Source organism: Flavobacterium sp. LAR06 (genome assembly GCF_041946075.1).
Classification (GTDB): Bacteria; Bacteroidota; Bacteroidia; order Flavobacteriales; family Flavobacteriaceae; genus Flavobacterium.
The window spans coordinates 228,172-251,160 of sequence record NZ_JAUTYT010000007.1 but is presented as its reverse complement, the minus strand read 5'-3'; the positions used below and the strand labels follow the sequence as shown (position 1 = coordinate 251,160).

At 34.9% G+C, this 22,989-nt stretch carries 15 protein-coding genes; 9 read left to right on the top strand and 6 right to left on the bottom strand.

Annotated features, from left to right (window positions below):
* The first annotated feature begins 62 nt into the window (after positions 1–62).
* The 8 genes from tsaD to Q7C23_RS12370 all read left to right on the top strand — a co-directional run bounded on the left by tsaD (position 63) and on the right by Q7C23_RS12370 (position 7,020).
* The gene (tsaD, locus tag Q7C23_RS12405; RefSeq protein WP_072972072.1) at positions 63–1,085 is read left to right on the top strand and encodes a tRNA (adenosine(37)-N6)-threonylcarbamoyltransferase complex transferase subunit TsaD; all 1,023 of its coding nucleotides are present in this window, start codon (positions 63–65) and stop codon (positions 1,083–1,085) included.
* Between the two features lie 2 nt (positions 1,086–1,087).
* Complete coding sequence (locus Q7C23_RS12400; protein WP_375032819.1) at positions 1,088–1,801, top strand: 16S rRNA (uracil(1498)-N(3))-methyltransferase; 714 nt, start codon at positions 1,088–1,090, stop codon at positions 1,799–1,801.
* A 15-nt stretch (positions 1,802–1,816) separates the two neighbouring features.
* Complete coding sequence (locus tag Q7C23_RS12395; RefSeq protein WP_375032818.1) at positions 1,817–2,455, top strand: DUF4159 domain-containing protein; 639 nt, start codon at positions 1,817–1,819, stop codon at positions 2,453–2,455.
* Positions 2,456–2,466: 11 nt separating this feature from the next.
* Positions 2,467–2,961, top strand: coding sequence for a TrmH family RNA methyltransferase (locus Q7C23_RS12390; protein WP_375032817.1), 495 nt, complete (start codon positions 2,467–2,469; stop codon positions 2,959–2,961).
* A gap of 158 nt (positions 2,962–3,119) precedes the next feature.
* Positions 3,120–4,070, top strand: coding sequence for a zinc metalloprotease (locus Q7C23_RS12385; RefSeq protein ID WP_375032816.1), 951 nt, complete (start codon positions 3,120–3,122; stop codon positions 4,068–4,070).
* Between the two features lie 105 nt (positions 4,071–4,175).
* Positions 4,176–5,267 (top strand): AI-2E family transporter, encoded by a 1,092-nt coding sequence (locus Q7C23_RS12380; protein WP_375032815.1) that lies wholly within the window; start codon positions 4,176–4,178, stop codon positions 5,265–5,267.
* 2 nt (positions 5,268–5,269) lie between these two features.
* Positions 5,270–6,451, top strand: coding sequence for a class I SAM-dependent methyltransferase (locus Q7C23_RS12375; RefSeq protein ID WP_375032814.1), 1,182 nt, complete (start codon positions 5,270–5,272; stop codon positions 6,449–6,451).
* A 2-nt stretch (positions 6,452–6,453) separates the two neighbouring features.
* Positions 6,454–7,020 carry a hypothetical protein gene (locus Q7C23_RS12370; protein WP_375032813.1) on the top strand — a complete coding sequence of 189 codons (567 nt, stop codon included), beginning with the start codon at positions 6,454–6,456 and terminating at the stop codon, positions 7,018–7,020.
* Here the strand turns inward: Q7C23_RS12370 and Q7C23_RS12365 are convergent, their stop codons facing one another.
* Positions 7,021–7,674: a M15 family metallopeptidase gene (locus Q7C23_RS12365; protein ID WP_375032812.1), complete on the bottom strand. Its 654-nt coding sequence runs from the start codon at positions 7,672–7,674 to the stop codon at positions 7,021–7,023. It lies immediately after the preceding gene.
* Positions 7,675–7,873: 199 nt separating this feature from the next.
* Between Q7C23_RS12365 and Q7C23_RS12360 the strand changes: the two genes are divergently transcribed.
* Positions 7,874–8,404 (top strand): hypothetical protein, encoded by a 531-nt coding sequence (locus tag Q7C23_RS12360; RefSeq protein WP_375032811.1) that lies wholly within the window; start codon positions 7,874–7,876, stop codon positions 8,402–8,404.
* Positions 8,405–8,472: 68 nt separating this feature from the next.
* Here the strand turns inward: Q7C23_RS12360 and Q7C23_RS12355 are convergent, their stop codons facing one another.
* The 5 genes from Q7C23_RS12355 to Q7C23_RS12335 form a co-directional block, all read right to left on the bottom strand.
* Positions 8,473–9,114: a hypothetical protein gene (locus Q7C23_RS12355; protein WP_375032810.1), complete on the bottom strand. Its 642-nt coding sequence runs from the start codon at positions 9,112–9,114 to the stop codon at positions 8,473–8,475.
* Between the two features lie 710 nt (positions 9,115–9,824).
* Positions 9,825–10,412, bottom strand: a complete 588-nt coding sequence (locus Q7C23_RS12350; RefSeq protein ID WP_375032809.1) for a hypothetical protein — start codon at positions 10,410–10,412, stop codon at positions 9,825–9,827.
* Entirely contained in the window at positions 10,412–20,173 is a 9,762-nt protein-coding gene (locus Q7C23_RS12345; protein WP_375032808.1) for a SpvB/TcaC N-terminal domain-containing protein, read from the bottom strand. Before Q7C23_RS12345 ends, Q7C23_RS12350 begins: the two co-directional genes overlap by 1 nt.
* 80 nt (positions 20,174–20,253) lie before the next feature.
* Positions 20,254–22,218 carry a T9SS type A sorting domain-containing protein gene (locus Q7C23_RS12340; protein ID WP_375032807.1) on the bottom strand — a complete coding sequence of 655 codons (1,965 nt, stop codon included), beginning with the start codon at positions 22,216–22,218 and terminating at the stop codon, positions 20,254–20,256.
* A gap of 30 nt (positions 22,219–22,248) precedes the next feature.
* Positions 22,249–22,980, bottom strand: coding sequence for an outer membrane beta-barrel protein (locus tag Q7C23_RS12335; protein ID WP_375032806.1), 732 nt, complete (start codon positions 22,978–22,980; stop codon positions 22,249–22,251).
* Positions 22,981–22,989 lie beyond the last annotated feature (9 nt).

Sequence of the window (22,989 nt, the reverse complement as noted above, 5' to 3'; positions counted from 1 at the left end):
TTACAATCAAAGAAAATTAAAAATTTGATTTGTCAAATATAATCCAAAATTCGTGCCTTTATATGCAAAATTCAGAGGTTTTTATTCTTGCCATCGAAAGTTCTTGCGATGATACTGCTGCTGCAGTTCTACATAACGATAAAGTACTCTCAAATGTTGTGGCCAATCAGCTTATTCATAACCAATATGGCGGTGTTGTACCTGAGTTAGCTTCAAGAGCTCATCAGCAAAATATTGTTCCTGTTATTGATGCTGCACTACGCAAAGCAAATGTACAAAAAGAACAATTAACAGCCATTGCATTTACGCAAGGACCTGGCTTAATGGGATCTTTATTAGTGGGAAGTTCATTCAGTAAATCACTATCATTAGCATTACAAATTCCGTTAATTGCTGTCAATCATATGCATGCCCACATTTTAGCACACTTTATTGATGAGGAAGGATTTGACAAACCTGAATTTCCATTTTTAGCGCTGACAATTAGCGGAGGTCACACGCAGATTGTAAAGGTAAACGGCTTTTTTGACATGGAAATTATTGGCGAAACCACTGATGATGCCGTTGGAGAAGCTTTTGATAAAAGTGCCAAAATTCTTGGTCTTCCCTATCCCGGCGGTCCGTTAATTGATAAGTATGCGAAAGAAGGAAACCCAAAAGCTTTTGCTTTTACCAAGCCAAAAGTACCCGGATTAGATTTTAGTTTCTCCGGATTAAAAACGGCTATTTTATATTTTATTCAGAAGAAAAAATTAGAAAACCCAAATTTCATTGAAGAAAACCTGAATGATATTTGCGCGTCTATTCAATATACTATTATCGAAATTTTAATGGATAAATTGAAATTAGCGGTAAAAGAAACCGGAATAAAACAAATTGCAATTGGCGGAGGTGTTTCGGCAAATTCAGGAATTAGAACCCGATTAAAAGAAAGTGAAAGCAAATACGGATGGAAAACTTTTGTTCCGAAATTTGAATACACTACAGATAATGCTGCAATGATTGGAATTGTGGGTTATCAAAAATATTTATCAAATCGTTTTGAAACTCAGGCAGTAGTTTCAAAAGCACGAATTCAATTTTAATTATGCAATTATTTTACAATCCTGATATAGATGAAACGACCGAAACTTTTTCTTTTGACAAAGAAGAAAGCCGACATATAATAAAGGTTTTACGAAAAAAAGACTCCGATATTCTGCATGTCACAAATGGTTTAGGTTTATTGTTTGAAACTGAAATTACATTGGCTTCTGACAATAAATGTATTGTTGAAGTGCTGTCGATAAAAAAATCTCCGGAACCAAAATTCCGTTTGCATTTAGCCGTGGCTCCAACCAAAATGAATGATCGTTTTGAATGGTTTTTAGAAAAAGCTACAGAAATAGGTATCCAGGAAATCACTCCTGTTTTTTGTGATCGATCAGAAAGGAAAGTGGTTAATTTAGAGCGTTTTGAAAAAATAATTCTATCGGCAATGAAACAATCCAATGAAACGTATCTGCCAAAATTAAATGAAGCAATTTCATTTAAGGAATTCATCAAACAAAAGAATGAAGGCTTACAATTAATCGCGCATTGTGAGGAAACGGATAAAAAATCGTTGAAAGAAGTTTTGAAACCGAATGAAAATGTAACGATTTTGATTGGACCAGAAGGTGATTTTTCAGACAAGGAAATTGCATTGGCTTTAGAAAATAATTTCCAGCCGGTTATGCTGGGGAATACACGTTTACGTACTGAAACTGCTGCTGTTGTAGCTTGCCATAGTGTTGTTTTTTTTAATGAAACTCCAAATTAACTGATCTAAAATGGTATGAAAAAAATATTCTTTTTGTTTTTATTGGTATCTATTTCTTCCTTTTCACAAGAAATTGCTTTATTAAAATATAGCGGTGGCGGCGATTGGTATGCAAATCCAACTTCGTTACCAAACCTTATTAGATTTTGCAATTCAAATATAAATACCAGAATAAAAGCAAAACCATCAACGGTTGAACCAAGTAATCCGGATTTACTTTCCTATCCTTTTGTTCACATGACCGGACACGGGAATGTTGTTTTTAGCGATGCCGATGTAGCAAATCTTAGAAATTACCTGACTGCCGGAGGTTTTCTGCATATCGACGATAATTACGGAATGGATCAATACATTCGAAAAGAAATTAAAAAAATATTCCCTAATAACAGCTTAGTAGAAATTCCCGCAAATCATCCTATTTTTCAAAAACCTTTTCAATTTCCAAACGGATTACCAAAAATTCACGAACATGACGGCACACGTCCTCAGGCATTTGGAATCTTCATAGAAAACAAACTGGCTTTACTCTATACTTACGAATGCGATTTAGGTGACGGCTGGGAAGATTCGGAAGTACATAACGATCCTGCTGATGTTCGTGATAAAGCCTTAAAAATGGGTGCAAATATCATCAATTATATTTTTACTAATTAATTCTAAAAAAAGTGCAGCTTACTCACAGAGAAAATCAATTTGAAAGAAAAACATTTCCAATAACACTGGTTTGTGACAATATTTACTTTCAGCAAAACATTGGTTCCCTTTTTAGAATAAGTGAGGCTTTTGGTGTAGAGAATATTATTTTCTTAGGAAAAGACATTCCCTTAACACCTCGAAAAATCAATAAAACATCAAGAAGCACTCATCTTCATGTGCCCCATACTATAATCGAAGAAACATCTGATTTAGTTACCTATTTACTACAAAATAAATTCGAAATTATTGCGTTAGAAATTGCAAGTACCAGCAAACCCTTAAAAGAAGTCAATATTCCTGAAAATCAAAAAATTGTACTTATCATAGGAAGTGAGATTGATGGAATTTCAGATGATCTTTTAAAAATTTCAAATCAAATTGTACATATAAATATGTTTGGTAAGAACAGCAGTATGAACGTAGTACAGGCAACCAGCATAGCTTTGTACGAATTTACTTCTTAATTAATACTTGTTAATTTTTGTAGGAATCAAGCTGTACGGGGTTTTCTTAAAATTCTCACAAAAAAATGTTATTAAAATTTGGTTAAATATCTATTTTGTTATAAAATTGTCAAATCATTAACCAAATGTATTTTTTTATAACAAAAAACCAAACTATTATGAAAAGAATTTTTATTACCGCATTTACAGCATTAGTGCTGTTTTCTTGTCAAAATGAACAAACAGAATCGTCTGATTCAGCTGCAACCGCTGCCGCTCACCGTGGTTGTGCAACCCAGGAAGTTTTAGAAGCGCAGTTAAAAGAAGACCCAACATTGGCTATTAGAATGAATGAAATCGAAGCTTTTACAAACAATAGATTATTAACCAACCGTTTAGTAAATGGTAAAGTTGAAATACCTGTTGTAGTAAATGTATTGTACAAGACTGCTGCTGAAAACATTTCAGATGCTCAGATTCAATCACAAATTGATGTTTTAAATGCAGACTTTAATGCTTTAAACTCAGATTACAATAGCGTACCGGCATTATTTTCAGGTGTTAAAGCAAACGTTGGTATTACTTTTGTTCTGGAGAAAATCAACAGAAAATCAACTACCAAAACTTCATGGGGTACAAGAGATGCTATGAAGAAAACCAAACAAGGTGGTTTAGATCCTACTTCTCCAACTACAAAACTTAACTTATGGGCTTGTACTATTGGTGGTGGTATTTTAGGATATGCACAATTTCCTGGTGGATCTTCTGCAACTGATGGAGTTGTAATTGACTCTAAATACTTTGGTGTTTCAGGATCTGCAAATTATCCTTATAATTTAGGAAGAACCGGAACTCACGAAGTTGGTCACTGGATGAATTTACGCCATATTTGGGGAGATGCAAGCTGTGGAAGCGACTTAGTATCTGATACTCCAACACATAATACTGCAAACTATGGTGTACCAGCTTACCCACACTACAGTACTTGTACAGGAACACCTGTAGAAATGACCATGAATTATATGGACTATACAGATGACAGAGGAATGTACATGTTCTCATTGGGTCAAAAAAGCAGAATGGCAGCTATATTTGCTTCTGGAGGTCCAAGAGCAGCATTTGGAATCTAAAGAAAAAAACATACCAAACAGGAAAGCGAGATCTCACCATCTCGCTTTTTTTATTCGTAAAAAATTTCAAAAGCTTTTCCTATATTTATAGTCTAAAAGTAAATCATGATAACATCCAAAATTATTTCAAACGGAATTTTAAGAGCCTTAACTACAATCCTGGTCGTTGCTGCTATTTTATATTTTTTATATGAAATACAAACTGTAATTGTCTATTTATGCATTTCATTAATACTATGTCTGATCGCAAATCCTCTGGTTCAATTTTTAAAAAATAAATTAAAGTTTAGCAATTCATTAGCAGCAACCACAACTATTATATTTTTTATTTTACTAATGGTTGGTTTCATTTTGCTGTTTGTCCCGTTAATTATCTCGCAGGCAAACAACTTGTCTCTTTTAGACACCAATCATCTTCAACAGCAATTCTTTGAAACAGAGCGCAGTATCGAAAGCTATTTCAATATTCAGCATGTTGATCTGAATAAAGTTTTGAAAGAATCAAAAATTACTACTGCTTTTAGTTTTGGTTATTTTACAAGTTTTGTAAATTCAATAATGGGTTTTATGGCTGATATGGGAATGGGACTTGTTTCTGTATTTTTTATCACTTTCTTTTTCATAAAAGACCAGGAGAATTTTAAAGCAGGAGCCAAAAGGATTCTTCCAGATTCTAACGAAGATAAAATCTTAAATTCTATTACCAAAATAAACCATTTACTCACCCGCTATTTCATTGGATTACTGCTGCAATTAACCGTCGTTTTTATTTTATACTTAATCGTTTTAATGATTTTCGGAAATAAAAATGCGTTGGTAATTGCCTTTTTATGCGCCATTTTGAATATCATTCCGTATATCGGACCAATTATCGGCACTATATTAGCCGCCATATTAACCATGATCAGTTTGATTGGCAGTGATTTTCAATCCGAAATTTTACCAACAACTATATATGTAGTCATTGGCTTTTTATTGGTTCAGGCTATTGACAATAATATCAGTCAGCCTATAATTTCATCAAAAAGTGTAAATTCGCACCCGTTAGAAATATTTTTGGTTACTTTAATTAGTGGAATTACTTTTGGAATTGTTGGGATGGTGATTGCAATTCCGGTATTTACCATGCTAAAAGTAATTTTAAAAGAATTTTTTCCTGACAATAAAATTGTTTCCGTATTAACTGAAAAAATCTAACATTGAATTCGTCCATTTTAAGCAAAAACATTCAGGAATTTATCGCTAAAAATACTGGTGCATCCCTTACGAAGCTTGCACTTCAGAAAAATCCTTTTCCAGAAGTAGACTGGATTTTGATTCTGACCCAAATAGAAACAAAAACAAAAGCAAAAGACAAATTACCAACCTGGTTTGCAACCGAAAACATAATCTACCCAAGTAAAATATCAGTCGAACAAACCTCATCTGAAAAAACAGCCGCTTATAAAGCTTCTTTGATCTCAGGGGAAACTTTAATTGACCTTACAGGAGGTTTTGGTGTTGATGATTATTATTTTTCGAAAAGATTTGAAAAAATTGCCCATTGCGAAATAAACAAAGACTTATCTGAAATTGTTAGACATAACTTCGAACAATTACAAATAACAAATTGTGATTTTTTTACTGATGACTCAACGAATGTCTTAACGGAACTGAATCAAAAATGGGATTGGATTTATATTGATCCATCAAGAAGAAATGATGCTAAAGGTAAAGTCTTTATGCTGAAAGACTGTTTGCCAAATGTTCCCGAATTATTAAATTTTTACTTTGAAAAAGCAGACTCTATTTTAATAAAAACGGCACCATTATTAGATCTTTCCGCTGGTTTATCAGAATTACACTTTGTCAAAAACATTCATATTATTGCTTTGGAAAATGAGGTTAAAGAATTGCTCTTCGAAATTCACAATCATTATTCAGGTGAAATAACTATTAAAACAGCCAACATCTTAAAAGATAAATTCGAAACTTTTGAATTTATTTTAGGTAATGAATCTCGTTTTGCATCGTATGAATTACCACAAAAATACTTGTACGAACCCAATTCGGCCATAATGAAATCGGGAGGTTTTGACGAAGTAAGTTTTATTTTTAAAATAAATAAACTTCACAAACACTCGCATTTATATACTTCTGAAGAGCTAATTGAGTTTCCGGGAAGAACTTTTGAAATAGAAAAAGTGATCTCCTACAACAAAAATGAGATGAAAACCGAGCTTTTAAATCAGCAAGCCAATATTACAACCCGAAATTTTCCGGACACGGTAGAAAACATTCGGAAAAAATGGAAAATAAAAAATGGCGGGAATTTATATTGTTTTTTTACAACAGATAAAAATGATAACAAAATAGTTTTAATTTGCAGAAAAATAACTTAAAAATGAAACAACTAATTACACTAACTTTTTTTCTATTAACCTTTACCACATTTGCTCAAAAACCTTGTGAATATAGTGCCAATGTTACTGATTCGATTGGTACCTATAAGATTACAAATGAATGCCTAATCAGTGAAAAGAACTTTGGAAACACGTTTAATTACGTATTCTTTGCATTAGCGCAAACAGATGGTTTACCAACCCTAAATTTACAATTGATTCAAAAAAGTAAGGACTTTATAAAAGCCAATTGCTTTGATAAAAATTCAAGAGTATTTTTACAATTACAAAATGGCAAAGTTGTGACTTTAATGCATGTTGATCAGGAAAACTGCGGCACCTTAATTCGTGATGACAAAGGTTATGATAATCGCGTAAATACAGGGATCTTTATGTTCCTGAAAGATAATTTTGAGGAACTAAAAAAATCTCCGGTGAACATCATGCGTATTAAATATTTAACCTCCACCGAAGATTATATCGTAAAAAATGAATTAAAGTCTGAGATGAACGGAAAAGTATATAAACCCGATACTTATTTGATGGAAAACATCAGATGTGTGGAATAACTATTCGCAATTCCATTTTTGATTAGAAACTTTATCTTTCAAACCTGTTTTTAAATTATAATGCCACCATTCCGAATCAAATGAATTGAAGCCATTTTTAATCATTACTTTTTTAAGAAACTTTCTGTTCGATTTCACCTCATTTGAAAGTTTAGTATAATTATGACTGGCCTGTATTCCAAAAAAATCAAAAGGAGTTCCCATATCAACTTCTTTTCCATTTTTATCCACTAATGAAATATCAACGGCTCCTCCTCTATTATGGATGGAGCCTTTTTTGGGATCGGCCACATACTCCGGGTTCGACACAATCTCCCACATCTTTTTTTGGATTGATAAGGGTCTGTAACAATCATATAATTTGATTTTATAGCCTTTTTTCTTAAAATCATTATTGGCTGCAACGAGCGCCTGAACTGTTTTATAACGTAAAAAACATTCAGCGCAATCATAGACTTTTGCTTTCAGAAAATTATCATCCGTTGCATATTTCATATCATAAATAAAATCCTGGCTAAAGTCTTTTAAATTTACAAAAACGGTATCAGCAATCCCTTGTTTTGCTTCACTTGTATATACTTCATTCTGAGCATTGGTAACTAATCCTGAAAAAACAGCAATTAAAAAAAATATAGAGTTAATGTATTTTGACATGACGGACATTTTAGATTAAAAGATTTTCTAAAAAGTAAATATAGGAATAAATAAGCCTATTCGGGACCTGCAAAAATCCTTTTAAAGAAGAATAAGCATTATTTTTTTATGCTTTTTCATTACAAGCATCTGACACTTTTTTATTAAATTAGCAAAACAAGACTTTATAAATCAATTATTTAATTAAAAATAGATAAATATGAAGAAAGAAACAAGAATGTATTTATTTATAGTTGCTTTGAGTAGTTTTACTTTGATTTCATGCAAAAAAGAAGTTATTAAAAGTATTCCTTCGACAGATTCAACATCGATTAAAATAGACGCCTTAAAATCAGATTCGGCCATAATTAATCCATCGGATACTTTAAATAATTTAGTTGACAAAAGTGTCATTGGAATGCATCTATTAACCGAAAGCAGTATCACTCCCAGACTAAAAACCCTTTTAGAAAGTGATTATGATCAAATGGTTAAACACTGGAACACAGAGACACCTTTCACAAAAGAAGGAAACATTTTACATGCCAGCGGTTGCAAACAACACGATTGTAATTCTTACTCTTACGATCTTTATATTGATACAAAAAACAATAAAATCAATGTCTATAAATTTAGCCAATCTAAACTCACTGTTTTTGCCGAAGATGATTACCGCATCGTATTAAAAGATTCCTTATTGCAGGATTTAAATACAAAAAAAATCAATGCAAATATTCCGAAAGAGAAATAGAACAACTGTCTTCAAAAAAAACAAAACCCACTCTATTTGAGTGGATTTTCGTTATTGTACTATAAATTTTATTTGCATTTATATTTTTCGAAGATTGCTTTTAACTGGTTCAAAACATCACCGTTTTTAAAGTTTTCTTTTTCAATTGCATCAATTAGTTTGGGACAGCCTGCAAAAGCTTCTTTTGCCATTTTTCTAATTAATGAATCTGTTCCTATTGCAAAACCGTTTGAGGCTGTAGTAGCATTACCAAAAACAAGTTCTTCACTGTTCTTTTTACCAAAATAATACGCTGTATTGGCAAAAGTAACGACAGAGCTGGTCCCGCCTGCGTTTGGTCGTCGGCCACCTTCAGCACCAATACCGCCAATTTTTACGTCTTTGTCATATATAATATAAAACCAAACCTTTTTTTTGGATCTCGAAAATTTCCCTGTCAAAAGATTCGCTGTAGTTGCATATAATCTTTCGGCAACATACTTTTTATCATCAGATTCAAATTCTATTTTTTTAATGTCAGTACTTGCAATTTTTTCTTTTTTAGCTTCTTCATCTGTTTTAAAAACGACTTTAGAATCATCGCTCTCTACCATTTCAGCAAGTCCTTTTTTTGTTGACCCGTCTTCCATATACAAAGTTGCTTTGCTAAATTTAGCATGTCCTGTAGTTGCAAATAAAAGTGCAATTACCAGTAAAATTATTTTTTTCATGTTTGATTATTTTAACAGTAAATATAGTATAAACTAATTTTATCAAACAAATAAAAACACAAGAAAAATCAAACAAAAATAATCAGTCTCTAATACTTTTTGATAACTGATATTTAAACATTAATTATCTGTTAACTTCTTTTTCATTATAGAAAAAACTAGCACAAATAATACGCTTAAGATTGTCATATAAATTAACCATCTATTCGTTTCTTCCGGAATATTATGACCACTACCATAAGTAATTAACCATAGAAAGCATATACACAGAAAGAAAACATAGGCTAATACCAATAAAGTATAAATTATTATTTTCATTAAAAATTTTCTTTAATTATATAATGCCCTTTATCTTTCATAGCCTCTAATGCGAAATACATTATCATAAAAAAGGTCTGTAATAGTTCCCGCTCTGTGAAGTCTTCTTATTTAGGCTGCACAGTCCCGAAAACCCTCGGGACTGACTTTACGCCATTTCAAACAAATATAATTGAAAACAGATACCTCATAAAATCTCTGACTTTCAAAGTAATGTTCTTAGAATATTATTTGTTGCACATCAAAAAATAATTCAAAGGAGCCTTACTTAAAAATAAGCGTAAAAAGTCAGGAGACTTTTATTAGGTTTACAATTTACGAGAACAAAAAAATTGCGCAAAGTCAGAGACATTTGCCAGCTTTATATGAGAACACTTTGGAGAGCAAAGGTTTTATTTTATCATTCCTGAGCTATCGGGCTTCACTTCTATAAATTTAAAATTATTATCAATTTTAAATTTCTCAATTTCAATTTTTTTCAAAAACTCTTTTCCTTTAGGAGGGTCTAATCCATTCGGGATTTTATTATAAGTGTTTTCAATTATTAACACTTCATCTTTAAAGTAACTTTTCCTACTCAAATTAAAATCATTTACCATGATTTCAATACTAGAAGTGATTTTTTGCTCATCTTTATTATAAATACAGGATAATATCATTGATTCATGATAATTAAAAAATATCTTACATGAAATAATATAGTGTGTATCATTCAACTTATATCTTCCATAATAATAATATTTATTCTTAATATGGAAATCCGAATACTTTACCTTATTTATAGGTATTAAAAATTTTGACACAACATCATCCAAATTTATAGTGTCATTTTTAATGATTATCTCATTCTTCATAAAAAAATCACTTGTCGGAAATTCTTTTATTTCGACAAATTTATTTAAAAATGGATCATTAATATTATTCTGTGACATACACGAAAAAAATATAAAATTTAAAAAAAAGCAAAAATATTTTCTCATTATTGATTGGGTTTGATTTCAGTTATAGTATAATTCATATTTCCATATTGAGCATGATTTGGTCCAGTAATTGTTGTTGGCGTACTATCCACCAAAATTTTATTTTTATCATCATAATAAAATCTATTTAATGCAACGTCAGTCCCTTTACTTTCTCTGTCAGCGGGAGTCGGAGATGAAGTTGGGTCAACATAATTATCATAATACGAAAAATAAACTCCTTTGTTATCTTTACCCATTCCTACTACGTTAACATAATGATCAGTTGCAACATTATCATTACCAGGGGAATCCGAATCTTTATAATTGACCCCAACAACAACTGGTTTCCCTTTTTTTAGATTATCGACTAATGTATTAATCCCTTTACTTATATTGACAGCTGCGGTTTTACTTTTATCTAATTTATCTTGTACATCTTGCCTTTTTTTATCAATTACCATGTTTATTTGGCTGCCGTCATAAACAGGACTAGCATTTTTAATTTGATTATTTTGCTGCCTCGCAGCTTTTCCGCAAACATGTACATCTTGATAATCAATCCATTTTTTTCCTTGCAAAACATTTTTAACATTGGTAACTGCATTCAAAGCATCCTTTATAGGATCTATAGGTTGCTTACCGTCTGGATCAATTAAATTTATCGGATTATTAAAGGCATAAACATAGCTTCCAACATTCGGCATTTTCTCTGCTAACGGGTCAATATTTAACCAAATAGAGGTTTTCATATCCAAATACCTAGCACCATAATAGCTTAAATTCGTCTCCCTATCCAATTCCTTCCCATTAAACAAATAAGGTGAACTAAACGATGAACTATGCTCCTCAAACAAAACCTCTCCAAAAGCGATATATTCCACATGCTGCGAAATAGAACCATTTCGAGTGGTAATATACGAAGTACTTCCCAAATGATCAGGGTGAAAATAAAAAATATCATTCTCTGGCAAACCAATTCCGGTAAATCCCTCTCCTGGCTTTACAGTAGTCGGTTCTACTGGCGGGCCAAATTGTACCGGTGGTCCCGGAACATCACCCGGAGCATTGAAAACAGGATTTCTAGGCCAGCCTTCGGGAGGCTCTTGATTTTCCTCAACTGGTTTTAAAACCTCACTCGGATAAGGATCTCCCGTAAATTCAGGCGTTGCATAAATACCCTGTTGCGTTGGTGGCCCGGGAGGAACTCCCAAACCTCTCACATAATTGTCTAAAGCTTTTTGCTGTTCGGCTGTTAATTTAGAATAGTTTATACCTCCGGCTGTGATGCCTAAGGGCTGTGCAAAAGTTCCATTACCCAGTTTACTTACTATGCGTCCTGCACCTTCAAAATAATGTTTAGTAAACTTCCCTTTGCTTATTACAAAATACGGAGACACGTAACCCGTATAGTCATCAGTATGTACTATTGTGGCAGCGGTCTCACCATTAATGGCTACATTTTGAGAATCGCCACTACTTTTTATTACTCGTTCTCCTCCAGCATCATAAGTAAATTGGTGAATTCTTCCGTTATCGTTAATACCGGATAAACGGTTTTCTTCATCCCATGTCATTTTTCTGAAACTCTTTTCTTCTGAATAACCTGTTGGGTTTCCATTGCCATCGTAAACATATTCTCTCGGAATAGCTTTCCCTGTTTCCACAATTTTGTTGGGCGCGTTAGGATGCAGTTCGTTATCGTAGTTATAATCTAAAACATAACCTTTCTGCTCATTGTTTACGGTATGGACTAAATCTTTCTTCGTAATATTATGCATTTTATTATAGCTCATATTCAGCTCATAACTCGCTTTGGTAAACTCGCCCTGATAGGTTGCTTTTGCCGATTTTAATCTATAAAAATCATCGTATTGATATTCGTGGCTTGATGTTCCACCCAAAGTATTATTTACTATCGGGGCAGTATTTTTAATTCCTAAAACATTTCCAACCAGGTCATAACTATAACTGTTATTCATGACTTGTCGTGTACCGCTTTTTACCTGCAATTGCTGTAATCTTCGCATAACAGCATCATAGTTATAATTCGTTTCGGTATCGTTCCCGTATTTTAAATACTTACGCTGTTCAAATTCATCATAACTCAATTGTTTGATGTAATCGTAGGTATGGCTTTCTTTTTTCCCCTGCATACTTTGCAGATTTCCGGCACGGTTATAAGTGTATTCTACTACCTCACCATCAGGATAGGTCATTTTCTGGATTCGGTTCCAGGTGTCGTATTCGAATTGCGAAATATACGTCTGCACATCGGTTGGCGTAATACGAAGGGTGCGAATTTCTTTTTCGACCTCACCTAATTTTCCGTAGAAAAATTCCTGTCCGCCACTGGCATCCTGTACAAACCATAATCGGCCACGGCGTGCTGCAGTTCCGTCTGCTTTGCCATAATTGTATTGTACATTGTTTTGTGGGTTTTTAGGATATTTAATAGACTCTAATCTGTTAAAATTGTACTCGTATTGTATAGCGCCGCCATTAGGCACGGTATTTTTGATATCCTGTGTAATACGAGAGGTTAAATTTCCTGCCAAATCATATTGCATCGTTGTAGTTCCTGCATCAGGATGCGTAAACTCAATTCGTCTTCCCAACCAGTCGTAACTGCTTTTGGTAACATGATCCATAGCATCGGTTACTTTTATCATTTCACCCAATGCGTTAGTCTCAAACTTCGTCAGCAAATCATTTTGCATACTGGCCATATTTTGTCCTGTGGCGTCGGTATAAGTCTGACTTGTTTTATTTAGGGCATCGGTTTGCGTCGTACGTAAAACTGGTACACCATCATAATTTTCTAAAGCAAAAGTTGTCGTATTGCTGCTTCCATCAGGCAAAGTAACTTTTACAGCACGTCCCACTTCATCATAATCTGTTTTAGTTGGTGTTACGTTGGATATTGCTGTACTAAAATTATTGTCTATAGTGGTAGTTGTTGTGGGGTAATAACTTGTTGTGGGTCTTCCCAATCCGTCATAAATTATTTTTCCGGATACTATTTGGGCTTCCTGATCCGGGCTTCCGGCTACAGTAAATAAACTGGCTGTTTTCTTCACCTGCAGGGCTCTACCTAATCCATCAGTATACGTAAACGTTTCAATATCTTTGCCTAATTCCGGATCGTAATTTTTAGTTTTGGCATACGGTACTTTTGCTTCAGGGAAATATTCATACGCAATGGTATATGGTTTACCTGATGCAATTTCGTAAGGTGCTTTGATGGTAGCCATACGACCTTTTGCGTCTAACGTATAAATTGTACTTTGGTCGTTACGATCTGTTGTTTTTAACGGTGCTCCAAAACGATAATCATATTCCATTTTGTTCTGGTACCCGAAAGCATCTTTAATTTCAGTCATGAACTGATGATTGTCTGCGTCATAGGTATAATCCAATGTCATACGCTGGCCTTTGTAATTAGCAGGACCGGTTATTTTTTGCAGGTTTCCGTAAGTATCATAGGCAATATCCGTTAACGCTATTTTATCGGCAGCACTGTAGTTTTTAATTTGGGTAACTTCAGCCGTTGTTGTATTGATGGTCGTGGCTCTTTTACGGCGCAAACCTTCCGAGGTAAATACCTCTAATTGTTTTGGAATTCCACCATAATAAGGTGTTGTGCTTTCGTAATAACTGATTTTTGCGGTCACTTTATCAGTAGCAGTTCCATTTCCTAAATCTTCATATTGTGTGATGTTTCCATTAGCATCATAAGTATTAAAAGTATTGGTCTCCAGATAATCACTTCCACCTTCATATACTTTTTGATTAGCGTGAATCAATCCTACAAAAATACGTTTGGCATCGCATGAAGGTAAATTTAGTTCAGATGTTGGAACGCTGGCCTGCGTCGCCACATCAATAAAACTATATTCGTTTTCTGACTCCTGGCGTATTTTGTTGTTTTTGTCCAGCGTATAGCTGTGTTTCAAAAGATTTTTACGGAAATAATCCTGATTGTAAAATTCCTGAACCGTAGTTGAGAAAATCGAATTGTCTGCCGCATCAATCTGCTCCTGAATTACTTTTGCAAAACCATAAAACTCTCTTTCACGACGATCGTGATAACCTTCTTCGTATCTGAATTTTGCAATTGAATGATCGATACCATCACCAACATGTCCGTCAAAAACATCCACTGATTGTAAAACCCATTTTGCTGAAGGGTTTTCGTAACTCGGTTTTAATAAATTATAATCAACCACATAACTATTTCCTGCGGCATTGGTTACGCTTTTTAGTTTATTGGTTCTTTTAATGTTTGAAAGCTGTACGGTAAGATTATTATCATCTTTTGAAACGATATAATCCAAATTTCCGTCACCATCAATATCCATATAAGTCCCTTCAGAACGGCTTGTACTCCATCCTTTACTTCCTCCAACGGTTGGTGTAATACGCAGCAGCCAAACGGTAATATCAAAGGAGAAATTGGCATTCATACCATAACTCACCCCTTTATTTAAATTCATTTCTGAATATTTTGGATAAACAACCGGTGTATCAAAAGAGCCTCCTAAGTTAAACGCCACACGCATCGTATTGCTCTGATAGCTAATTTTATCGGCCAAACCATCACCATTTATATCTAAAAATGATTCATCAACATCTGATTCTGATCTTGCATAATTGGCTCCTCCTGAGATTGATCCCTGCTTAATACTAAAACCTAATCCGGCACTCCAGTCTGTTGAAAATCCTTTATTTAAACTTCCAAGGTTCCAGTTTCCGCCTGCAACAAATCCATAACCGGTATTTAACAAAACATCACCTGAATCTGTGATTTTATCCGGCAAACCATCGCCGTTAATATCACTATGCACCATTACGGCACGATCTGTTCCTTTACCCTGCGAAGCACTAACGGAGATCTGGTCTTTTGCTTTTTCTGCTTCTTCATCTGCACAGGTTTTTGAAGCTTCTCTTTGGGCCGCAACTTTTCCTACTGTCATACCTAATCCGCTTTTAGCTGAACCGTGACTATAACTTCCTCCAAAATTTGGCCCTTCAGAAGTTGTCTTTGCATGACTGAAATTGTCTCCAATATCTATAATTTCATCTGATATTTTTCCAACCGGAGCAGTAAGCTGAACACTTCCTCCACGAATATAATCCGGAAAACGGTCTCCGTTAAAATCACTCATCGTCTGAGTAACATACGAATCTCCCTCTATCGATTTGCTGTAACCTATATTGGCAAATCCGGCAGAAGCGCCTGCAGAGATACTTTTACTTTTGCTTTCGCTAATCATATCAAGTGCAGTGGTGCTTCCTCCCTGTAAAGTTGGCAATGAAAAATCAGCATAATCAGCAATATCGTCTTCTCCCAATCTTGAAGTTCCGATGGTTTGTCCTTTGATATAAATTCCTTCCTCAAGACCTTCCCATTTCAATTTTGTATAAGAAGCATTTAAAGAAACAAAATAACTGTCTGCGACTTCATAACCTTTACCATCATAATTATCAGGATCGGTATTATTTAAATCCGGCTCAGTATTATAAGCGTCTGATTGTTTTAATTGTGTTTGGTCTATGGTATTGGAAGCTAAATTTCCATTAATAACAAAACCTCCCCAATTTCTATGGTACAATCCTAAAGTTCTTTCATCCGGATTTAAAAGACTGTAAATAGAAAAATCATCTGTAGCGGTATTCCAAATTACATCATCTAAAAGATCAGTCAAATCTTTTAAATCGGTAACCTGAACCTGAATATTTAAAGCATTTTGTTTTGGATAATTTCTAAGTATAGCAACTGATGCCGGATTAGAAATGGTTACTTCTAATTGAATGGGAACTCCCGATGCTGCTGAAGGATAATCAACTGCATTGTCAAAAGCACTGATCACTTCGATCAAAGTTCCGGCTGTTAGTTTATATCTTTTACGTGCTAACAATGTATTATTTTGTTTAGCTGAAAGAATTACATCGCCATTGTAAGTGTTCAGAGATCCCGGAGGAAACGCTGTTGCCAAAACCAAATCAGCAGGCAATATATTTAGTTTTACTTTTCCGCTTGTGGTTGAAGTAATACCCGGCATTGTATAATTTCCTTCTCTCTTATTGTACAATAAATGAGAAACCTCCATAGGTACTTCTTCTAAGGTTCCGCCCGGATAAGCCGGTACTGTTACTGTTGGCGCAAAAGAAATGGTTTGCCAATTGATATTGGTATCTGTTTCTAAGGCAAGACTAATTTGTGTTTCGGCTTCGAATGCAGGTAAAGCAATGGACGCCAGATTAAAAGCAGCAACTTCATTTGCTAAAAAAGTCTTTTCGAAAACAACCACAGGAGCGCTTGACTGATCCAGATATGTTTTGGTAATGACAAGTCTGACGTGATCTGAGGTGACCGGCTTATTTAGAATTCCTTTTACTACAACATTTCCGGCTGTGGAGATTGTTTTCCCTGCCAGAGAACTACTGAGGAAATCTGTACTTGCCTGATAGGTTGCTAAGGAGTAAAAATTGACATCTTTCAAAGTGGCTGGTACTGCAACATCGCTGTCCACCAAATTTCCGTTGACATTGCGGTCATATTGTTTTACCTGTGAATAGGTAATAACTGGATCCCAAACTACCGTATCAAAACTTCCATCTTTTAGAGAACTCACCCTAAAATACAAACGTTCGCCTTTTTCTACAGCAATTGCAGTATTTTGTTTGCTTTTACTAGTATAATCAGCCGCGTTGATGGCTTCATTCCACAACAATTGATTTCCTTTTTGAAAATACAAATGAACACCATCTGCCTTATCATTTCCGGCATTATTAACATATTCTGCACGGGCTTTAATTCCTTCCGTAGTTGATTCCTGGACCAATTGATATTGATGCGAAACAGAGATAATTCCTTTTACAGGAGCCTCCCACATACGAACGACATCGTGTAACGGATTTTGTTTTTCGATCTCCGCCGCCGAAATGGATGTATAACCGGGAATAGTTACATTTCCTCCTCCAAAAACAGGTGACGGAGTTCCGGTACTACTCGCTTTGAATGTTGGAATTCCGTTTTCTAATCTATTGTAATATACTTGTCCGTTTCGAACAAAATCAATCAGTCCGTCTCCGTTAAAGTCCATAAAATAAACTTTCGTTTTACTGCTTGAACGCTGTTGGTCGTACCCTATATTTCCGTATTTTAAATTTAAATCGACACCCCAGTTAAACGAAGTTGATTTCGAAAATCCGACATCACTAATATTAATCGACTGCAATTCTCCGAAAGCGTTTTGCCCGGTTGCTGCCAGATTTTTTCGGTAATAAACACCGTCTTTGGTTTTAAAAACCTTATCTGGTAACCCATCTCCATCTAAATCTTCTAATATGACAGCCGTATCTGAGGTTCCCCAGCTGTTTCCTCCATGACCACCAACGGTAAAACCTTTTAAACTTCCGGCATTAGTAGCTAAACCAATTCCCAGTCGGTAACTTACACCATTTGTAGCACCTTCAGAACTACTTACCAAAGAATGTTTTCCTGAAAATAACACATCACTAAAGGAGGGAATAGAACTATTTCTAAGATTGTCATTGGGTACACTCCAACTTTGAGCAGCCCCAAACGGATTGTATTTTCCTGATGCATCACGAACATCATCAAAATACTCCATAGTATTGGTATAAAACAATTTTGACTCCGAATCATATTCTGAAACAGATTTTAAAAGTGTTTTTTTGAAAGCGCCTTCCTTATAATTCAGTTCGTAGCTGCGAACCATGTCGCTTTTATAGCGTACTTCAATTTTTCGTAATAATTGATTGTTCAGTTGTCTGAATCCAAGTCTGGCAGAAACCTGAACATCCGGACGATTTGCTTCTCCTAAATCGCCACTTTTTACGAAAGTAACATTGTAATTTCCTTTTTCAGAGCCAAAACCGGTATAGTATACTTTTTTAAGATACAGTTCTCCGTCTTTTTTATCGTATTCGTACGTAACCGTATTTCCTTTTAAATCGACTTGCTGGCATAAGGCCCAATGCCCAATATTTCCGGATGCATCCTGCAAAATACCATCGGCCGAAAGTCCTAAAACTGTTCCTCCGTAATAACTCGCCACACCACTTTTATCCCGTACAACCCAGTAATAATTTTTAGGAGAAGATCCTTTACGGATGATCTGCTGAAAAGCACCTTCGCGTCTCGGATAAAATTGTTTGTCTGTTGTTCTGCCAACCCAGTCCGCTCTATGCGAATTCGGGATCAACTGTTCTCCGGCGATTGAGTAGGTTTCTGTTTCTTTTGATGCATCATATCTCGGTGCTCCCCAACGGGTTTCAATACTAACAGCTGGTGCCGAAATATCCCAGCCCATACCTGCCCAACTATGACCACCGTCGCTATCGTACTGCAGGTTAAAGGATGGCTGCATACCACCTCTTCCATTTGGAATAACGATAGAAAACCCAGTACTTGCTGTACCTCTTCCATTTGCAGAAGGCGGCGCTATTGACTGAATGCCAACCAATGGACTTGCTGCTTTTAAATCTTTTATGCTGGTTGGTGTATATCCCGAAGTTTCAGGTGATTCCGGCATCTTGATGATTCCGGCAATAAAGTCGGTAAAATGCGTGGTTTTGGCTTTAATGATTCCTTGTTTAATGTCCAGAGAATCTTTGGTAACTTCCTGCCACAATCTTTTATTTTCATCAAAATAAAATACATTGATGTCTTTTTCTGTATAGCCTTCCGGAATTGCTTTTTTGTCAAATGGCAGCGATAAGGTCACGGCTTTTTCGAAGATAGTTCCGTGTGGTAATAATCGATATCCTGCGTTTGTTCCGGTAACATTTACCATTGCCGAATTTAGTGGTGCAATGTCAATTTTTCGTAAAGCACTTACCGAAACTGAAACATTGTTTTTTAAAGCTCCTACTGGAAAAACAGCTAGAAATTCTTTGTAAGCCAGCCTATTTTCAGACTGAAAATCAATTATTTTCGAAATGCGTTCTTTTGCGTTTTCGATTGGCCTGAAACGATCTACTTTTAAAAACTGACTGACTTTTAATTTTTCATTTAAAAGCACACCTGAAGTAGTTTCTTTGGTAACGTGAATCGATTTACCTGCAGTTAAAGCATCTAAAATCAATTCAAATTCAGGCTGATTGACGTCAATCGAAACTCCGCCAATAGTCATTTTTTTGATCTGCGAAGGAAAATTAGTTCCTTTAATGTACAGTCTATTTTCTGATTGTAATAAAGTATACTGAAATGCAGGTGTTGCAGATCTGTATACAATTCGAACATTTTTAATTCGGTATCCGTTCGAAATTCCTTCCGGCACGGTGAACAACAAAACGTTATCACCCGCTCTTAAAGACTTCTCAGAAAGCAACTCCGATTGCTTGGTCCAATTTTTATTTTGAGATAAAAATTGTCCTCCAATACTAGGCTGATTATTTAAACTTCTTGAAACAGAAGCGGCCTGATCATAACCATACAATTCATATTCCAAATAAGCATTTTCATTTGTAGAAGGAAGTACGTCTACTTTAAGATGAAAAACGTTATCATACGCATCATCGACATCGGACTCATCCTTAACTCCAATTATACCTTCCGCAATATCGGCACTAAATGATTTTGTGTTTTTATTTTCTTTATGAAGAACTGCAGCCGAATCTGTTACGGAAACAATTGACTCTTTTTCCGAATTATTTTCAGTAAAAAAAGCAGCTATCTTGTAAGGTCCAAAATTGGCCGCAAACAAAAAGGAACCTATTAAAAATACCAGTATTATAATTTTATTTTTCATAAAGTATGATAATCGATTATGGGGAATCGGTTTATTTTTAAATTTCAGCCTCTAATTTTTTCTGTAAAAACAGAACTCAATTACTTCACAATTACTTTGAAAGTTTTAGTACCAAAATCAGAATTTACAGTAACCAGATACATTCCTGCGGCGCTTTTTATAACCTCATCATGCAAATAGGTTTCAATTTGCGAGAATTGCTTTTGTTGTACAAGGGCTCCGGTTGGTGAATAGATGCTGATTGTTGCGTTTGTCTTTGTTGGAAATTGCATTGCTATAGAAAAGTGCCCGTCAACTGTTGGGTTTGGATATAAAATCAATACACTTGAATCCGTTATTTCTTTTCCATCTGTTGCAACGGCAATTTTGGTTGCGGTTTTACATTCGAGATCGTTTAGTAATCTCAATTCGTAAGTACCCGGCTGATCGATTAATATTTTAGGATTATTATCTAGAAAATCACCTTCATAGTACCATTGGTATTCGTAATTCCCTGCCGGCAGACCGGCACTTGCATCAAGTGTTAAAGCGTTTCCGTCTGTTAACAGATAATCTGACTTTAGATTCGGAACTGTTCCCTGTTTATCTGCGACAAACACAGTTTCAGTATACAAATTTCCTTTTGCATCCCTTACAACATAATCGTAAGTTCCCGATGAAAGTTTCAGTCCCGAAGTACTTTTTGCAGCCTGATTCCATTGCTTAACAATAGCCTCGCTGCCTTCTTTTTTTACAGTAACGGTAAATGGCGCTTCTCCGCCTTCAATCGTATAATTTAATTCACCAGATCCGGCTATCCCACAAGTCGCTTCGGCAATCCATACTCTGCTAAACATTGCCGGTGCTACTTTGATCGTGAATTTTGCTTTACCAGATTTTTGCTTGTCCCAATTAAAATCTGTCAAAACCAATTTTTCTTTACTGGAAGTACTGGCTAAACGAATGTATTCTGAATCTTTTTCGTCATATGTTCCTTTGCCTGAATAATCTACCAGTAACCAGTAATACGTATCTTTTGGTAATTCACTTTTAATAAAGTTTGGATTAAAACTCCAGTCCAGACTTAGATCCGTTGGATTGCTAAAGTCTAACTGCCATTCTCTTGAAACTCCAATTGGTTCGCCCTGTTCCTGTTTCTTAACCAAAAGGTTTTTTCCGTTGTCACTCCAGAAAACAAAAAAGTTATCAGGAATCGTATTTGATTTACTTTTAAGACCAATTGTCAAAAGTCCTTCTTCGATCATATTACTACTTTTGGGTTGTAATAATCCGCTGGCCTTATCGCGGCCAATTCCGGTAATCGAATTTTCAAATCCCTTATGCTGGTTGATATCCCAGATGGTTTGTCCCTGACTGTTTAAATAGTTTTTGATATCAAACTGCGAAAGCGAGATACCATATTTAATAGCTAAATAACTGCCTACTTTTTGAGTTTCAACACCCGATAAAACGCGGTTATAAACCAAAATTTCACTTATATTTCCTTTAAATTCTTCCGGTGGCAGTTTTTCAAATTTTGATTTTTGACCAATTGTTAATGACGATGACTTTGCGAGACTATCGGTTACATTCTGCTGAAAAAAATGAATATTGGCTTTGTGGGCTTTAATTTTTTCCTGGTACGCCTGATAAGAATATCTTTTTAAATCCACCAACCGTTTATTGGTTGCAACAGCAAGTGTTTTTTGAGGGTCGTTTATAGTCCACAAAAATTGCTCTTTCAAACTATCTTTGACTTTGTAAACCATAAATAACGTCTGCTTTCTTTTACTCTCAACTCCCAAAGGTAAAACCAGAGAATCCTGTGATGTATCAAAAACAATACTCGGATTAAAATTAAAAGCGCTGCCATCGTGCTTTTTGCCAGATATTTTAGCTTCTTTTTTTGTTAGACTTTCCCAATAATAAGCGTCACCACTATTTCTGGATTTAATCCAATATAGTGGTTCTTCAACTAATCCAGGCAAAACTTTTTGCTGCGAAAAAATGGGATTGTTTGTCAACAAGGTCACAACAGCTGAAATCAAAATAATCTTTTTACACATAATCTCTATGTTTTAAAGGATAAGCAACGATTAGAAATTGGCTAAGTCATCAAAATCAAAAGAGTAGCCGATAATCAATGAAATACTATTGATCTTGTTTTTATTTTCGCTGTAACGGTGTCCGTTTTCCTCCGTAGTTAAAGCATCTGTAAGTCCCAAAGTATATCGGGCACCAATGCTTAAATTGGAATTAAATTCATATCCTAAAGCTAACATCCCATAAAAATAATTTTTCCCTGTCAGCGACTCTTTCAGTACTTTTTGCACATTGGCGTCCGGTTCAAAATAAACACCTGAGTTTCCAAAAACTTCCTGTGCATTAGAGGTATATTTGATATTATCGCTTGCGATGTTGAATCCTACGTATGGACCTGCCCCAATGTAAAATCCTTCCACAGGATAATACTTAAACTGAGCTCCAACATTAATATAACTGTAACCAAAAGTCATTTTATATTTAAGCCCTTTTTCGTCTTCATAATTCAAATCAGTACCTTGTCCTGAATAGGAAAGCTCTGTCTGGATGCTGACTTTTGCATATGGATATTTCCAATTGATCAAAAGACCTGCCGTACCGCCAAACTTCCCTTCTTCTTCTAATGTATAACCTTCATAAATTCCTTTTGGAACTATCACATCAGGAAGATTGGACATCGACGAATAAATTCCACCTGCAAAAAGACCATATGTTATCTCTCTGTCACCTTGTGCAAATAATGATTTTGTACTTACTAGTAAAAGAAGTAAAATAATTTTTTTCATGTTTTTTAT

Bases quoted from the DNA above. Each gene is read 5' to 3' on its own strand.
- Q7C23_RS12370 (WP_375032813.1), top strand. From the start codon at position 6,454: ATGAAACAACTAATTACACTAACTTTTTTTCTATTAACCTTTACCACA.
- tsaD (WP_072972072.1), top strand. From the start codon at position 63: ATGCAAAATTCAGAGGTTTTTATTCTTGCCATCGAAAGTTCTTGCGAT.
- Q7C23_RS12365 (WP_375032812.1), bottom strand. From the start codon at position 7,674: ATGTCAAAATACATTAACTCTATATTTTTTTTAATTGCTGTTTTTTCA.
- Q7C23_RS12380 (WP_375032815.1), top strand. From the start codon at position 4,176: ATGATAACATCCAAAATTATTTCAAACGGAATTTTAAGAGCCTTAACT.
- Q7C23_RS12345 (WP_375032808.1), bottom strand. From the start codon at position 20,173: ATGAAAAATAAAATTATAATACTGGTATTTTTAATAGGTTCCTTTTTG.
- Q7C23_RS12400 (WP_375032819.1), top strand. From the start codon at position 1,088: ATGCAATTATTTTACAATCCTGATATAGATGAAACGACCGAAACTTTT.
- Q7C23_RS12340 (WP_375032807.1), bottom strand. From the start codon at position 22,218: ATGTGTAAAAAGATTATTTTGATTTCAGCTGTTGTGACCTTGTTGACA.
- Q7C23_RS12395 (WP_375032818.1), top strand. From the start codon at position 1,817: ATGAAAAAAATATTCTTTTTGTTTTTATTGGTATCTATTTCTTCCTTT.
- Q7C23_RS12350 (WP_375032809.1), bottom strand. From the start codon at position 10,412: ATGAGAAAATATTTTTGCTTTTTTTTAAATTTTATATTTTTTTCGTGT.
- Q7C23_RS12360 (WP_375032811.1), top strand. From the start codon at position 7,874: ATGAAGAAAGAAACAAGAATGTATTTATTTATAGTTGCTTTGAGTAGT.
- Q7C23_RS12385 (WP_375032816.1), top strand. From the start codon at position 3,120: ATGAAAAGAATTTTTATTACCGCATTTACAGCATTAGTGCTGTTTTCT.
- Q7C23_RS12355 (WP_375032810.1), bottom strand. From the start codon at position 9,114: ATGAAAAAAATAATTTTACTGGTAATTGCACTTTTATTTGCAACTACA.
- Q7C23_RS12335 (WP_375032806.1), bottom strand. From the start codon at position 22,980: ATGAAAAAAATTATTTTACTTCTTTTACTAGTAAGTACAAAATCATTA.